Here is a 15,134-nt window from a genome sequence, read left to right as displayed (position 1 = left end):
GGAAGCACGCGCAGCGAGACGCCGCGGTGCGCGAATGAGGTCAGTCGGGTGCGACGCAGCGGCTTGAGCGCAAGCGCCGCGCGCGGGGTCTTGCCGCGGGGCAGGTCATCCGGGGCGAGGTGTGGGGGGAAAGGTCCCACCGCGCCGGATGACGAACCACGCACGTTGGCTTACTCGTAGGAGAAGATGCTGCCGAGCTTGTCCATGCGCTCGAGCGCCATGCCCGAACCGCGCACCACGCAGGTGAGCGGGTCTTCGGCGACGAGCACCGGCAGGCCGGTCTCTTCGGCGAGCAGGCGATCGAGATCGCGCAGCAGCGCGCCGCCGCCCGTGAGCATCATGCCGCGCTCGGCGATGTCCGCACCCAGTTCCGGCGGGGTTTGTTCGAGCGCGATCTTCACGGAGGACACGATCTGGTTGAGCGGATCGGTCAGCGCTTCGAGGATTTCGTTGCTGGAGATGGTGAAGGCGCGCGGAATCCCTTCGGAGAGGTTGCGGCCCTTGACTTCCATTTCCTTGACTTCGGAGCCCGGGAAGGCCGAGCCGATTTCCTTCTTGATCGCTTCTGCGGTCTGCTCGCCGATCAACATGCCGTAGTTGCGGCGGATGTAGTTGACGATGGCTTCGTCGAACTTGTCGCCGCCCACGCGCACCGAACCCTTGTAGACGATCCCGCCCAGCGAGATCACGCCCACTTCGGTCGTGCCGCCGCCGATATCGACGACCATCGAGCCCGTGGCTTCCGAGACCGGCAGACCGGCACCGATCGCGGCGGCCATCGGTTCTTCGATCAGGTACACCTGCGAGGCGCCCGCGCCGTGCGCCGCTTCCTTGATGGCGCGGCGCTCGACCTGGGTCGAACCGCACGGCACGCAGATGATGATGCGCGGCGACGGCGAGAACAGACGCGACTCGTGAGCCATCTTGATGAACTGCTTGATCATCTGCTCGGTCACGGTGAAGTCGGCGATCACGCCGTCCTTCATCGGGCGGATCGCCTCGATGTTGCCGGGCACCTTGCCGAGCATCTGCTTGGCTTCCTTACCGACGGCCTGAATCGTCTTCTTGCCGCTCGGGCCACCTTCCTGGCGAATGGCGACGACCGACGGTTCGTCGAGAACGACGCCCTTGCCGCGCATGTAGATGAGGGTGTTGGCCGTGCCCAGGTCGATGGCCAGGTCGTTGGAGAAATAGCTGCGAAGAAAACCGAACATGCAAAATCCTGTGTTTGCGTGAGGCCGTCCCAATGGATGTGACTGGGACGGCGGCCTGTCATCTGGGTTCCGGCCTGTTCGCAAAAAAATCGCCAGGCGCTGCTTAGCGGCTCGCGAAACGTGCGGACAAACCGAGGAATGCTGTACCGGGCAGGAGGCGGGGCTGCCGTCATAAATCCGTCGCGTCAGGGTCTTCCGATGGACTGCGCGATCGTCTGTCACGCCCCCCGAACGCGTCGAGGCCCGCTTGCGCGACAGCGCCGAAGGGTGCAAAAACACGCTCCGACGCAAATTTAATGCGCAATGATACCTTATAATTTCGCAGGTTTTGCAGGAAAAACAAGCACGTTGAGGCCACATTCCACGCCCCCGCCACGCATGCCGGGAGCCTTGCGGCATGGCGTGCCGGCGGTCCTGCGCAGCCCGGTGCGCGGAGAGAAATGATGGGAATATTCCCCTTTGATCGCAGAATCTCCGCATTCTGGCCCTAATTTCGGCGTCAGGCATGCATCCGGCTGCTCTCCAATGCGCAATTTTTCGGGATTTCTTCATGGCTTTGAATCTCTCAGACGTCAAACGCATTGCCCACCTCGCGCGTCTCGAGCTGGCCGATGACGAGGCGGCTCACATGGAAAAGGAGCTCAACGGCTTCTTCGCGCTCGTCGAGCAGATGCAGTCGGTCGACACGACCGGGGTGGCACCGCTTGCGCATCCGATCGAACAAATTCAGGCGGTGGCGCAGCGGCTGCGCACCGATGCGGTGACTGAGGTGGTCGACCGCGACGCCAATCAGCGTCCGGCGCCCGCCGTGCAGGACGGCCTGTATCTGGTGCCGAAGGTCATCGAATGAGTCAGGCGGGCCACGCGAACCCGACCCGGGCCGCATGCCGGGCGCTCGCGTATCCGCGTCGTGCCGCGCCGTGCGGCATCGCGCACTCTCTCACGCGCCACTCAGTACAGCAGCCACCATGGAACAAGATCTGATTCATCTGCAGGATTTGCGCGCCGCGCTCGACGCCAAGCGCGTCTCGAGCGTCGAGCTCACCCAGCATTACCTGGACCGCATCGCGGGTGCGGCCGATCTGAATGCCTTTGTGCACGTCGACGCCGAGGCGAGCCTTGCGCAGGCGCGCGCGGCCGACGCCCGCATTGCCGCCGGTGACGGCGCGAACCAGCCGCTGCTGGGCATTCCCGTTGCGCACAAGGACGTTTTCGTCACCCGCGGCTGGCGCAGCACCGCCGGCTCGCGCATGCTCGAGAACTACGTGAGCCCCTACGACGCGGCCGTCGTCGAGCGTCTGGCCGATGCCGGCATGGTCACGCTGGGCAAGACGAACATGGACGAGTTCGCCATGGGCTCGTCGAACGAAAATTCGTACTTCGGCCCGGTGAAGAACCCGTGGGACACGCGCGCCGTGCCGGGGGGCTCATCCGGCGGGTCGGCGGCCGCGGTGGCCGCGCGCCTCGCCCCGGCGGCGACCGGCACCGACACCGGCGGCTCGATCCGTCAGCCAGCCGCTTTTTGCGGCGTGACGGGCATCAAGCCGACCTATGGCCGCGTGTCGCGTTACGGCATGATCGCGTTCGCCTCGTCGCTCGACCAGGGCGGTCCGTTCGGACACAGTGCCGCGGACTGCGCATGGATGCTCAACGGCATGGCGGGCTTCGACGCGCGTGATTCGACCAGCCTCGAGCGCGGCGACGAAGACTTCGCGCGCGGTCTGGGCAAGCCGCTCGACGGCGCCACGGCCGACAAGCCGCTGGCCGGTCTGCGCATCGGGTTGCCGTCCGAGTACTTTGGCGATGGCCTCGACGCCGACGTGCGCGCCGCCATCGACTCGGCCCTGAGCGAATTCGAGAAGCTCGGCGCCGTGCGCGTGCCGGTCTCGCTGCCGAAGACGGAACTGTCGATCCCCGTGTACTACGTGCTGGCGCCCGCCGAAGCGTCGTCCAACCTGTCGCGTTTCGACGGCGTGCGCTTCGGTCATCGCGCCGCGCAGTACCGCGACTTGCTCGACATGTACAAGAAGTCGCGCGCCGAAGGCTTCGGCACCGAGGTCAAGCGCCGCATTCTCGTCGGCACTTACGTGCTTTCGCACGGTTACTACGATGCGTACTACCTGCAGGCCCAGAAGATCCGTCGCCTGATCGGGCAGGACTTCCAGAACGCGTTTGCCCAGTGCGACGTGATCATGGGGCCGGTGGCGCCGTCGGTGGCGTGGAACCTCGGCGAGAAGAGCGCCGATCCGGTGCAGATGTATCTGGCCGACATTTACACGCTGTCGGTGAGCCTGGCGGGTCTGCCGGGGATGAGCCTGCCGGTCGGGCAGGGACGCGACGCGCGTCCGGTCGGCCTGCAGCTCATCGGCAACTATTTCGACGAAGCCCGCCTGCTGCAAGTGGCCGACGCGTTCCAACGCGCGACCGACTGGCACAAGCGTGCACCGGCGGGCGTCTGATCATGCGTGCCCCCTACGTGTCGACCAGGGTCCCGCCCGCGCGCACCGGCATTGCCGGCCCGGCAGGTGTGGCGTCAAAGGCGCTCGCGCTGGCGGGCATGGTGCTCACGCTCGCGTCGTGCTCGTTGCCGATCGGGCGGCCCACGCCCATCGCCTACCGCGAGATCAATCTGTCGGGCTATTGCTCGCAGACGGACGAAGATGGCTTTCGCGAACAGGCGACGCTCAAGGTGTCGGCCAACCAGGTGCAGACGCTCGACTGGCGTCTGTGGGTCGGCAATCGCGGCAGCTGTCACTTCAATCTGGCGGACTTCCACCAGACGAAATGGCGCCCGAGCATCGAGCTGCGCGCGAACCGCGGCAATTGCCAGTTGCTCATCTGGCAGGATCCGGGCAACGTGACGATCGGACATGCCAATTGCGAGGCGTACTGCACGCCGGGCATTTACCAGAACGCCTGGCCGGTGAGCTTCGATCCGCGCTCGGGGATTTGCGCGGCGGATACGCGCCGGTGACCGGCCGTTCGTAACGGGCTCGCATCGAGGTCGTAGCGAGGTCGTAACGGGCGACCGGCGACCGGGCTCGCGGGTTGGCGCGCGGGCCTGCCGGTCGGCATGTCCGCACAGGAAGAATAGGCCGGGGCGCTCCCCACACGGGGCGACCGGTGTCGACGGCGGGGCGAGCGCGCCACGCCGACAAGTTGAGACAGGGTGAACCTTATGCAATGGGAAGTCGTTATTGGTCTGGAGACGCACGCACAGCTCTCCACCGCTTCCAAGATTTTCTCGGGTGCGTCGACGCAGTTCGGCGCCGCCCCCAACACGCAGGCCTGCCCGGTGGACCTGGCGCTGCCGGGCGTGCTGCCCGTGCTCAATCGCGGCGCGGTGGAGCGCGCGATCGAGTTCGGTCTGGCCATTGGCGCCACGATCGCGCCGCGCAGCATTTTCGCGCGCAAGAATTACTTCTATCCCGACCTGCCCAAGGGCTATCAGATCAGCCAGTACGAGATTCCGGTGGTACAGGGCGGCTCGCTGAAGATTCAGGTCGACGCCGATCCGCGCACCGGCCGCGAGGCCTATGAAAAGGTTGTCACGCTCACGCGCGCGCACCTCGAGGAGGACGCGGGCAAGTCGCTTCACGAGGACTTCGCCGGCATGACGGGCATCGATCTGAACCGCGCCGGCACGCCGTTGCTTGAGATCGTGACCGAACCCGACATGCGCAGCGCGGCCGAGGCCGTGGCTTACGCCAAGGCGCTGCACGGCCTGGTCGTGTGGCTCGGGATCTGCGACGGCAACATGCAGGAAGGTTCGTTCCGTTGCGACGCGAACGTGTCCGTGCGGCCCGTCGGCCAGAAGGCGTTCGGTACGCGCGCCGAGATCAAGAACCTGAACTCGTTCCGCTTTCTCGAAGAAGCGATTCAGTACGAAGTGCGCCGCCAGATCGAACTGATCGAGGATGGTGGCGAAGTGGTGCAGGAAACGCGTCTGTACGATCCGGACAAGAAGGAAACGCGTTCGATGCGCAGCAAGGAAGACGCGCACGACTACCGCTACTTCCCGGACCCGGACCTGATGCCGCTCGTGATCGACAGCGAATGGATCGATCGCGTGCGCGCCGCGCTGCCCGAGCTGCCCGCCGGCATGCAGGCGCGCTTTGTCGAAACGTACGGCCTGTCCGACTACGACGCCGCGGTGCTCACGCAGTCGAAGGCGCAGGCCGCCTACTTCGAAGCCGTGGTCGCCAAGGCCGGCAAGGCGAACGCCAAGCCCGCCGCGAACTGGATCATGGGCGAGTTGTCGTCGTTGCTCAATCGGGAAGACCTGACGATCGAGGCCAGTCCGGTCTCGAGTGCTCAACTGGCCGGGTTGCTCGCCCGCATTGCCGACAACACGATCTCGAACAAGATCGCCAAGGAAGTCTTCCAACTGATGTGGGAGGAGCGTGCCACCGACGACGCCGCCGCCGATCGCATCATCGAGGCGAAGGGGCTGAAGCAGATCACGGACACCGGTGCGATCGAGAAGATCATCGACGAAGTGCTGGCGGCCAACGCCAAGTCCGTCGAGGAGTTCCGCGCGGGCAAGGAGAAGGCCTTCAACGCGCTGGTCGGTCAGGCAATGAAGGCGACCAAGGGCAAGGCGAACCCGGCGCAGGTCAACGAACTGCTCAAGAAGAAGCTCGGCGCCTGAGCCGGTCGCGCCGTTCCACGGGCGCGTTACCTGACGTGGCGCGCCAAGCATTGCGCATGAACCGGCGCTCCGATCCGGACGGCGCCCCGGCCTCGCCGGCCTGAAGGAAAAGACGCGGTTGCCTCAGGGCGCCGCGCTTTTTTTTGCCCGCGACGCCCGGCACGGCGGCGTACTCGCGCGACGCTCGCGCGGCGCTTGTTTGTGCGCCGTGAAAAGTGCGAGATACTGCCGGTGAGTCGGTCAGGCATGTCACGAGGAGTTGGCGATGTTCGAGAAATACCGCGTAGCGCTCGGCAAGAAGCTCGACCTGTCGGCATTCGATCCGGCCGACAAGCCGTTCGCCGGCGACAGCAAGGATGACGACAAGGTGCGCATGGCCGAGCTTGCCCTCAAGCTCGACGAATTGCAGACGATCCTGCATGCCAACAGCAAACATCGCGTGCTGCTGGTGCTGCAGGGCATGGACACTGCCGGCAAGGACAGCACCATTCGCGCCGTCTTTCAGAACGTCGACCCGCTCGGCATTCGCGTAGCCAACTTCAAGGCGCCGACACCCATCGAGCTGGCGCGCGACTTCCTGTGGCGCGTGCACAGGGTGGTGCCCGCGGCGGGCGAACTGGTGATCTTCAACAGAAGCCACTACGAAGACGTGCTCATCACGCGCGTGCACGACTGGATCGATTCCGACGAATGCAAGCGCCGCTACGAGCACATCAATCAGTTCGAACGTCTGCTCTCGGACAACCACACGCACATCATCAAGTGCTTCCTGTACATCTCCTCGGAAGAGCAACGCAAGCGCTTGCAGGAGCGTATCGACGATCCGAACAAGCACTGGAAATTCGAGCTCAACGATCTCAAGGAACGGAGCTTCTGGCCGCACTACACCAAGGCGTACGAAGCGGCGTTATCTGCCACTTCGACGGAGCATGCGCCCTGGTATATCGTGCCCTCCGATTCGAAACGCCACCGCAACCTGATGGTGGCCGAGTTGCTGGTGCACGCGCTGACCGAACTGAAGCTGACCTATCCGCCGGGTAGGCCCGAACTGGCCGGGATGAAGGTGGAGTGAGCCGCGCGGGCACCGTCGTTCGCGCTGCCCGGCGACAAGGTGGCCAGCGACGCCGGCCGAGAACGCGGTCATGCGCCCGCCGAACTCCCTCCACACCCTTACCCGCATCCGGCCGTGTCGTCAGGCTTGTGAATCTGCTGAATTCCCCCGTTTTCGCTCGCCTTTGTGTGCCCTCGGCTTGCGTCTAGTCACATTCTGATTTTTTCCTGACATCTTGCCTGCCGCTGCGTGGGCCGCATGCGTTCGCGCGTTTGTATTGGCGTGCGTTTCGTCCGTATCGGGACGGTTTTCGCGGTGCGCACGGAGGTGTCGGAAATGGTGCGTGGATGGGCGATTTCTTGCTTGCGCCGAATGTCAATTTGCGAAAGACACGCGCTGCAGGCCACAACGCGACGCCCGGTGTTCGGGCATAAATCGGCCCTGTCGTCGCGAGCCAGGTATCTCGGAGCGCGGCGTCGTTTCTTTCAACCTCTCGAAAATTCGGATCGGAAAAATGATTGTACGTACCGACGCAAACGCCATCGCGAAACGCCATACACCCCGGGGTCAAGGACTGCGTCAGCGCCGGCAGCGCGGCGTCACCCTGGTGGAACTTTCGGTCGCCGTCGCCGTGATGGGCCTGATCATGGCTGGCGCGATGGTCGGTGTGCCGCGGCTCATGAACAGCGTGAAGCTCTCTCAGGAAATGAAGGACTGGCAGATGTCGGCGCTGGCCGTGCAGAACGGCGTGGCCTCGGGCATCCTCACGACGCAATCGACCCCGGAAAAGATCCTGGAGATGGCCGTGGCGGAGCCGTTCAATCGCACTAACGGGGGCAAGTCGCTGCTCAATCGCTTCGGCGGCAACATCACGATCAATCCGGTACCCGGCACCACGTATCCCTCCAGCGGCGTCATGGTCAGGTCGGTCGGCTATCCGAGCGCGCAGTGCGAGGAATTCGCGGCGAAGATGATCGGCACGTTCGCCACGCTGAGCATCAACGGCGCGGAAATCAAAAAGGGCGACGCAGTCGACAAGACCAAGATCGTGGACGCGTGCAAATCCAACGGCGGCAACGATGTCACGCAGGCGGATCTGGACTTCACCATCGCCGGATGAGCAGGGTTCCCGGGGACCTGATATGGAGGCGAACCGAACATGACTCTTTCCGGCATGCGTATTGCCTCGCTCCTGGCGGCGCTCGGTAGCGGAATGTCGCCGGTGCACGCGCTCGAGGCGGGGGCACCGGCGTCTGCTGCGACGTGGACGTTCGCGAGCCACAAGCCGCTCACGCAGGCGGCCGCCGCCGAATCCACGACGCCGGCACACCGCCGCCCGAGCCAGGCCACCCAGACCCTGCGTGCCGGCGACGGTGACCTCCCGCCGGCGTCCGTCGACGGCGCTCGGCGCTTCGTGGCGTCGCCGGCTTCCTTGCCACCGTCGCGCGCCGCCGGTCTCGAGCTCGTGCTGCGGCCGGCAGACGGCCGCGTCTCGCAGGCCATGCGGCGTTACGCCGAGCGCCACGGCTGGCAACTTGCCTGGGAAATCGAGCGCGACTTCCCGATCGAGTATCCGGCCACGTTCCGTGGGGACTTTCTCGGCATCGTCGAACAGATCGTGCGCTCGCTGCAGAACACGGACGCGCCGATTCGCGTGAAGGTGTACGACGCCAATCGCGTGCTGCGCGTGGTGCACGCCACACAATGACAAGCGCCGCGCCTCGCGCGCGGCCAACGACTACGGAAGCGGTAATCCATGAGAAAGCGACTCGGCGTGTTGTGCGCCATCACGTTACTGGCGGCGTGCGGCACGCCGGGGATGCTGACCAGGACGGACGAGAATGTCACCGAGACGCGGGCGGCCGCCCAGGCGTCGATGGCAACGCGCTCGGCGCCGCCGATCCGCGCCATCGAACACGTCGACGGCGCGTGGCTGTCGAAGAAATCGGTTGCCGTGAGCGCGACCGTCGCACTTCCCGAGTTTTTCAAGCGCAATGTTCGTTTCTCGACCGGCGCCCCATTGCCCATGTCGGTATTGCTCGCGCAGGTGGCGCGCGGTAACGGACTGACGATTCGCCTGGCTTCCGACGTGGCGTGCGACACCGCCGGCGACATGGGCCGCGATCTGCGTGACGGCAGGAGCGGACTCGGCGGTCGTGGTGCCGGCGCCCTCTTTCAGGTGAGCTGCACCGAGTCGGGCGAGCCTGCCGTGCCGCTGCAATACCACGGCACGCTCTCCGGACTGCTGGACACCATCGCTCACCGGTCGGGCACCCACTGGCGCTATCGCGACGGCGTGGTGCAATTCGCCCGCTATGTCACGCGGACGTTCCAGATCAAGATGATGCCTGGCAGTTCATCGTATCGCGCGTCGGTCGGCAAGGCCTCGAAGATGAAGGCCGATCGCGGTTCGACCGACGGCGGCGGGGGCGGCACGCCGGGCGGTGTCGACCTGAGCTTCAACGCCGATGCGAACGTCACCGTGGCGTCGGAACTCGACTATTGGGCGGACCTCGTCAAGACCGTGACGGACATGCTCTCGCCGGGCGGGCGCGTGACGCCGTCGGTCGTCACGAGTTCGCTCGTCGTCACCGATACGGCGGATGTCGTCGAACGGGTCGCGCGCTATATCGACGCCGAGAACGCCGTGCTCGGAAGACAGGTGAAGCTCCGGGTACAGGTCTATTCCGTCGATCTGACCGAGCGCTCGGCGGCCGGCATCGACTGGAAGCTGGTGTACCAGTCCGCGAGCGGCCTGGTCGCCGGCTTGTCGGGTCCGGCGCTGAGCGGCGGTTTGATGGGCGATCGCGGCGGCCTGAGTCTCACGAAGATTCCGAACGGGCGCCTGGCCGGCTCCACGGCCTTTTTCAAGGCGCTCAGCCAGCAGGGGCGGGTGAGCACGGTGATCGACACCACGGTGGTCACGCTGAACAACCAGCCCGCGCCGGTGGCCGTCACGCAGAACCAGGGCTTTGTCGCGCAAACGAAGATGACGCCCGGCAACTACGGTGGGCAGGCGGTGGTCACGGCCGAACAGGCGGTGCTGACAACGGGCTTCGTCATGAACCTGCTGCCCACGCTGATGGACAACCGCAGCGTGATGCTCCAGGTGCAGATCGACATGTCCGATCTCAAGCGGCTCGAGAAGATCAACCTGCGCACGGGCAAGGAGTCGGCGAGCGGTGGCGAGGGCGCGAGCGCGCGCGTGCGGCTGGGTGAGGACGGCAAGGGGCCGCGCGTGGACATCCGCGACGATGGCGATGCGCGGGACCGGCGCGACCGCAGCGACGACGGCCTGGGCATTGGTACGTTCATGCAGTTGCCGCTGACCGCGTCGGTACAGACGATGCAGCGCGCGTCGCTCAAATCGGGCGATACGCTCGTGCTCAGCGGCTTTCGACGCAAGGACGACAGCACCGACCGCGACGGCATCTTCAACTATCAGGGCGGCACGAAAGAGGCGCATCAGCGCGTCAACGAGGTCGTGATTCTGATCTCGCCGGAACTGACCGAGGGCGTGTGACATGGGCCGTGCATTGTCGAATCACCTGGTCGTGGGGGTGCAGTGGGAGACGCTCATCGGGCTGCAAAAGGAGATGGCCGAGATCCGCAGTCTCGCTCGCAGTCGCGACGCCTCGCACTTCGTCGTGACCGACGACGGCGCGGGCACGCGCACCGTCGGTCTCGTGTCCCTGCCCACGAGCGCCGTCGACGGCACCGAGCCTGGCGGCCCCGCGCTGGCGTGCCTGATCGGGGCGCTCGTCGACGGGCCGAACGTCGCCTTCCTGCATCCCGACCCGGACGATCCGGCCATGATCCTGTTCGTCACGCTCCGGGACCGGCGTCCCGAGCTCGATCTGAGCGTGCCGGCCGAGCGGGTCGCGGCGCGTCTGGAGCAATGGTGCGCAGAGGTCGACGGGCCGGTGAAAATCGCGGGCGTCCAGCGTGCCTGTCTTCCGCATGCCGACGTGGTACTGACGCTTGACGACATCGTCGCTTCCTCGGGGAACGAAGCGCTTGCGCAGGCACACCTGAGGCCGGTGCGGAAGGCCTTGCCCACGCGAGCCATCAAGCTCGCGGGCGGTGTGCTCGCCATGCTCGTCATGATGGCGGCAGCCGGGTGGTGGGGATGGCGATGGTACGACGACGCGCAACAGGCCAGACGCGCGGCCGCCAATCGGGTCGATCCGGTCGAGGCGTACCGGCAGGCGCTGGCGCGGGCCATCGCGGCTGAGCCGTTCTCGGCCGGCGCGTCGTACGCGCGGCACTTGCAGCGTGTCGTGCAGCGGTTGCCGGCGAACGCCGGCGGATGGCGACCGGCGAGCATCGACTGCAAGGCGCAACGATGCGAGATCGAATGGCGCCGTCGGGAAGGCGGTACCTTCGACCTGCTTCTCTCGCAGCGGCCCGATGCCAGGATCGTCGATCTGGATCACGCCCGCGAAACCGTCTCGATCGCGCCGGACGAAGCGCACGCGGCGAGCACCGTGGCGGCGTCGCTGGGCGCCGCGAAAGGCGACGCCTCTGCCAGGAACGAGATCGAGTCGCTGGAAGACGATGGCGAGGCGCGCGTCACGCCGGTGCCGCGAAATCAATTCCTGCGCACCGCGGGTGCGCGACTGCAGGCATTGGGCGATTACGGCATGGACATCGCGCTCACGATGCCCGAACCGCTCGTGCCCGTGCCGCCGGGCGTGACGTCGCGCGACGACGTGCCGCCCCCGCTGTCGAAAGGGGAATGGAAGATGGCCGGGCATCTGGCGTTTTTCGATTCGGTCGCCGGCCTGATGATGCGGGCCGGCAACATGTCGCTCTCCGAGCTGAAGGTCGTCATCGACGACGGCAAACCCGTCTTCTCCGCTCAAGGAACCTACTATGTCCATTAAGTCCTTTCACACGGCATGTGCGGTTCTGCTGACCGCGTCGTGCGCGTTCGCGACGGCCGCCGGCGCGTCCGCCGAGGAGACTATCGACGCGTTCGCGCGCGCTCATCTGAAGGCGTCGCAGGCGGCGCAGGCCGCGAAGGACGCTGGCGAAGCGCAGGCCGTCCATCCGGCACCGGGGGCGGTGACGGCGGGACCGGTGCGCCCCGACGTGCCGCCCGAACTGCTCTTCATCTACGGCGTGGAGAACACGACGGCCGCCTATCTTCGCGTGGACGGCCGCTATGGCCGCAACGTGACGCGCGGCGACAAGGTGGGCGACTGGCAGGTCGTGGCCATCGGCGACGATTTCGTCGACGTGCGTCGCGGGGCGCAGCGGCGGCGCCTGTTGTTGCCCAACACGTTCGGCGCCGCGCCCGCGCTGCCTGAGCAGACCGATGACCGTTCGGCAGGTGGACGGGAGTCGCCGGGGTTGTCCCATGCATCCCCTCGCTGAGCGGTTGCGGGCCGGGCTGCTGCGTCTGGGGCGCCGCTCCGGCGCGCGCGTCGTGGCCCAGCCCATCGCCGATCTGCGCGAGCCGGAGATTCAGGCGTTCGGCTGGCGACAGGATCTCGGCATCACGTTGGCGGGTGCCGAGCACGGCTCGCTGGTTCTCGTGGCGATGAAGCCGCGCCTGTATCTGGTGTTGCTCGAGCACACGACGTTCCTGCGCACACAGGGCTCCGATCTGCTCGAACGCTTCGATCAGGCGGTGCGCGCCAGGCATCGCCTCGATCTGGAGGGTATCTACGTCGGCACCACCGAAGAAATCCTGCTGATGCAGTCACGCCTGCAGCAGCAGGGCGACGGCGACGACCGGCACGACGAGCGTCGCACCGGTGCGTATCGAAATTTCGATCTGATCATCGAGCGTGCCATCGATGCGGGGGCGTCGGACATCCACTTCGAATTTCGCGACAACCGGCAGGTGCGGGTGCGCATGCGCATTCATGGCAAGTTGCGCCTGACGGGCGAGAACGATCGTCTCGCACGCGACTATCACGCCATGCTCGACGCCGTGTCCGCCGCGTACAACTCGCGCGCCGATCCGAGCAGTCGCAGCCACAACCACTTCGACGAGGCGCAGCATCAGAGCTGCTCCATTCCGGTCACGTTGCGCCAGCGCAAGTATCAGTTGCGCTTCCAGAGCGTGAAGGAGAATCGCGGGGTGGACGTGGTGCTGCGCCTGCTCGTGAACGAGGCGACGGAAGGCGACGTGCTCACGCTGGCACAGCTCGGCTACTCCGCGGACCAGATCGAGGTCCTCGAAGACGCGGTGCATCGCAGCCCGGGGCTGACCGTCATCGCGGGCGAGACGGGCTCGGGAAAGTCGACCACGCTGCGCACGCTCATGACCTACGAGCGCGACTCCGGCAAGAAATTCTTCTCCATCGAGGATCCCGTCGAATACATTCAGCCCCACATGACGCAGATCCCGATTCAGCGTCGCGCGGAAGACGGCCCGGGAGATTCGGCGTTCGGCGCCGCCGCCAAGGTGCTGCTGCGGGGCGATCCGGACAAGCTCATGCCGGGCGAGATTCGCGACGCGGAGACCGGATCGTTCGCGAAGTCCATGACGGAGACGGGCCATCAGGTGCTCTCGACCGTGCATGCGTCGAGCGCGTTCGGGATCGTGTCGCGGCTCGTGAGCGACGAGATCGGCATGCCGCTTGCCGCCGTGGCCGCGCCGAATTTTCTCACGGCGATCGTCTATCAGAAGCTCATTCCGGTGCTTTGCGAGCACTGCAAGCGACCCGCGCGCGAACGACTCGACGACGCCACGCTCGCGGTCATCGGCGCGTTGGGCGTCGACGCCACGGCCCTGCGCGTGGAGGGACCCGGTTGCGAGCGGTGTCACGGACGGGGCACCAGTGGGCAGACAGTCGTCGCCGAAGTGTGCGAACTGACCGATGAGCTGCTCGAGCTGTTGCGCGCCGGCCAGTTCTGGGAGGCGGAGCGTCACTGGCGCGCGAGCCACGACGGCGATCTCACCAGCCCCGACATGACCGGCAAGTCGGCGATGGAGCACGCGATATTCAAGATGTCGCAGGGTCTCGTCGATCCGCGCGACGTCGAAGCGGCCTTCTGCAAGCTCAAGAAATTTCATCTTCGTCAGACGGCGTCGCCGGGCGGTGCCGCGTCGCGCCGGCTCGCCTGTGTATGAACGCGCGCACCGTGTCTGACACTTCGGGGTTTCCCTCATGATCGACGCTGCCAACCGCCTGCTCGCCAGGCTCACGACCGACCGCGATCCCTATCCGGGACTGGCGAAGGCGAAGCGGCGATTTCGCAAGAGCCGCGCAAAGTTCTACAGCGATTTCGCCGACGCCATCGAGGACGGTGCCAATCCGTTCGAGCTCTTCTCACGCCGATACGCTCGTGCCAAGGAACGTCGCAATCCGATGGCACCGCTTTACGCCGTGTGGCGCGACCGCGCGAGCTCGAAGAACTTGCAGAAGTCATGGGCGGGCACTATCCCCGACGAAGACCTGGTCGTCATCGCGGCCGGCGAGAAGGGTGACTTGCCCGGCACGCTGCGGTTTCTCGCGCGCGTGGTCACGCTCCAGCAACAGACGCGCGCGGCCATCGCGGGTGCCGTGGCGCTGCCGATCTTCATGTCGGTGCTGCTCGCCGCGATCCAGCTCGGCGTGGCGTACGGCATGATGCCGATCATGACGGAGATCATGCCGCCGGAGAAATTCCCACTGGTCGGCGCGGGACTGTATGCCATGTCGCGCTTCGTCGCCAACTGGTGGCCGCTGCTCTACGGCGTGCCGGTCGCGCTCGTCGTCCTCATGTCGCTGTCGTTCAGTCGGTGGACGGGGCCGTTGCGCCAGCGCGTCGACACCATCGGTCCCTACGCCGTGTATCGCGACGTGCGGGCGGGCGAATTTCTCGTCGCGCTCGCCGCCCTCACGGGCGCGAAGACCTCGGTGTTCGACGCCATCTCCCTGCTGCTCGGACGTGCGTCGCCCTGGCTGCGATGGCATTTGCTGCGCATGCGCGCCTCGCTCAAGAGCGAGCGCAGCATGATCAAGGCGATGGACACGGGCATTTTCAATGAAGAGATCTTCGACCGGCTCGTCGAGTATTCGGGGCGAACCAACTTCGACGCCGGCATTCGCAAGATCGGGCTGATGACGATCGAGGAGGTGGCCGAGCGCATCAAACTGCGTTCGGCGACCCTGCGCTCGGTGTTGCTGGCGCTCGTGGGCCTGACCATCATCTTCACGGTCGGCGGCATGTTGCAGATCGGTCATGCGGCGGGCGAGTACGCTCGCACGATGTTCTGACG

General features: G+C 65.9%; 13 protein-coding genes. 12 read left to right on the top strand and 1 reads right to left on the bottom strand.

Annotation, left to right across the window (positions count from 1 at the left end; genetic code table 11):
* Positions 1-170 precede the first annotated feature (170 nt).
* Complete coding sequence (locus PMO31116_RS07055) at positions 171-1,214, bottom strand: rod shape-determining protein (protein ID WP_010805637.1); 1,044 nt, start codon at positions 1,212-1,214, stop codon at positions 171-173.
* A gap of 550 nt (positions 1,215-1,764) precedes the next feature.
* Between PMO31116_RS07055 and gatC the strand changes: the two genes are divergently transcribed.
* The 12 genes from gatC (at position 1,765) to PMO31116_RS06995 (ending at position 15,132) form a co-directional block, all read left to right on the top strand.
* On the top strand, positions 1,765-2,064 hold the full coding sequence (gatC, locus tag PMO31116_RS07050) for an Asp-tRNA(Asn)/Glu-tRNA(Gln) amidotransferase subunit GatC (protein ID WP_058376796.1): 300 nt from the start codon (positions 1,765-1,767) through the stop codon (positions 2,062-2,064).
* A 118-nt stretch (positions 2,065-2,182) separates the two neighbouring features.
* Entirely contained in the window at positions 2,183-3,673 is a 1,491-nt protein-coding gene (gene gatA, locus PMO31116_RS07045) for an Asp-tRNA(Asn)/Glu-tRNA(Gln) amidotransferase subunit GatA (RefSeq protein WP_150566096.1), read from the top strand.
* A 50-nt stretch (positions 3,674-3,723) separates the two neighbouring features.
* Positions 3,724-4,188: a hypothetical protein gene (locus tag PMO31116_RS07040; RefSeq protein WP_425494779.1), complete on the top strand. Its 465-nt coding sequence runs from the start codon at positions 3,724-3,726 to the stop codon at positions 4,186-4,188.
* A 204-nt stretch (positions 4,189-4,392) separates the two neighbouring features.
* Positions 4,393-5,865, top strand: a complete 1,473-nt coding sequence (gene gatB, locus PMO31116_RS07035) for an Asp-tRNA(Asn)/Glu-tRNA(Gln) amidotransferase subunit GatB (protein WP_150566286.1) — start codon at positions 4,393-4,395, stop codon at positions 5,863-5,865.
* A 265-nt stretch (positions 5,866-6,130) separates the two neighbouring features.
* Positions 6,131-6,937 (top strand): polyphosphate kinase 2 family protein, encoded by an 807-nt coding sequence (locus PMO31116_RS07030; protein ID WP_150566094.1) that lies wholly within the window; start codon positions 6,131-6,133, stop codon positions 6,935-6,937.
* 493 nt (positions 6,938-7,430) lie between these two features.
* Positions 7,431-8,036 carry a type II secretion system protein gene (locus PMO31116_RS07025; RefSeq protein ID WP_150566093.1) on the top strand — a complete coding sequence of 202 codons (606 nt, stop codon included), beginning with the start codon at positions 7,431-7,433 and terminating at the stop codon, positions 8,034-8,036.
* 39 nt (positions 8,037-8,075) lie between these two features.
* Positions 8,076-8,624 carry a toxin co-regulated pilus biosynthesis Q family protein gene (locus PMO31116_RS07020; RefSeq protein ID WP_150566092.1) on the top strand — a complete coding sequence of 183 codons (549 nt, stop codon included), beginning with the start codon at positions 8,076-8,078 and terminating at the stop codon, positions 8,622-8,624.
* 48 nt (positions 8,625-8,672) lie between these two features.
* Positions 8,673-10,439, top strand: a complete 1,767-nt coding sequence (locus PMO31116_RS07015; RefSeq protein ID WP_150566091.1) for a secretin N-terminal domain-containing protein — start codon at positions 8,673-8,675, stop codon at positions 10,437-10,439.
* Position 10,440: 1 nt separating this feature from the next.
* Positions 10,441-11,802, top strand: coding sequence for a type 4b pilus protein PilO2 (pilO2, locus tag PMO31116_RS07010; RefSeq protein ID WP_150566090.1), 1,362 nt, complete (start codon positions 10,441-10,443; stop codon positions 11,800-11,802).
* A complete protein-coding gene (locus tag PMO31116_RS07005) occupies positions 11,792-12,295 on the top strand; it encodes a hypothetical protein (RefSeq protein WP_150566089.1) in 504 nt (167 codons plus the stop codon). Before pilO2 ends, PMO31116_RS07005 begins: the two co-directional genes overlap by 11 nt.
* Positions 12,279-14,003: a GspE/PulE family protein gene (locus PMO31116_RS07000; RefSeq protein ID WP_174970928.1), complete on the top strand. Its 1,725-nt coding sequence runs from the start codon at positions 12,279-12,281 to the stop codon at positions 14,001-14,003. The genes PMO31116_RS07005 and PMO31116_RS07000 overlap by 17 nt, the downstream gene beginning before the upstream one ends.
* 37 nt (positions 14,004-14,040) lie before the next feature.
* Positions 14,041-15,132, top strand: a complete 1,092-nt coding sequence (locus PMO31116_RS06995; protein WP_150566087.1) for a type II secretion system F family protein — start codon at positions 14,041-14,043, stop codon at positions 15,130-15,132.
* Positions 15,133-15,134 lie beyond the last annotated feature (2 nt).

The organism is Pandoraea morbifera, from assembly GCF_902459575.1.
GTDB lineage: Bacteria > Pseudomonadota > Gammaproteobacteria > Burkholderiales > Burkholderiaceae > Pandoraea > Pandoraea morbifera.
This window is presented reverse-complemented; position numbering and strand designations above follow the sequence as displayed.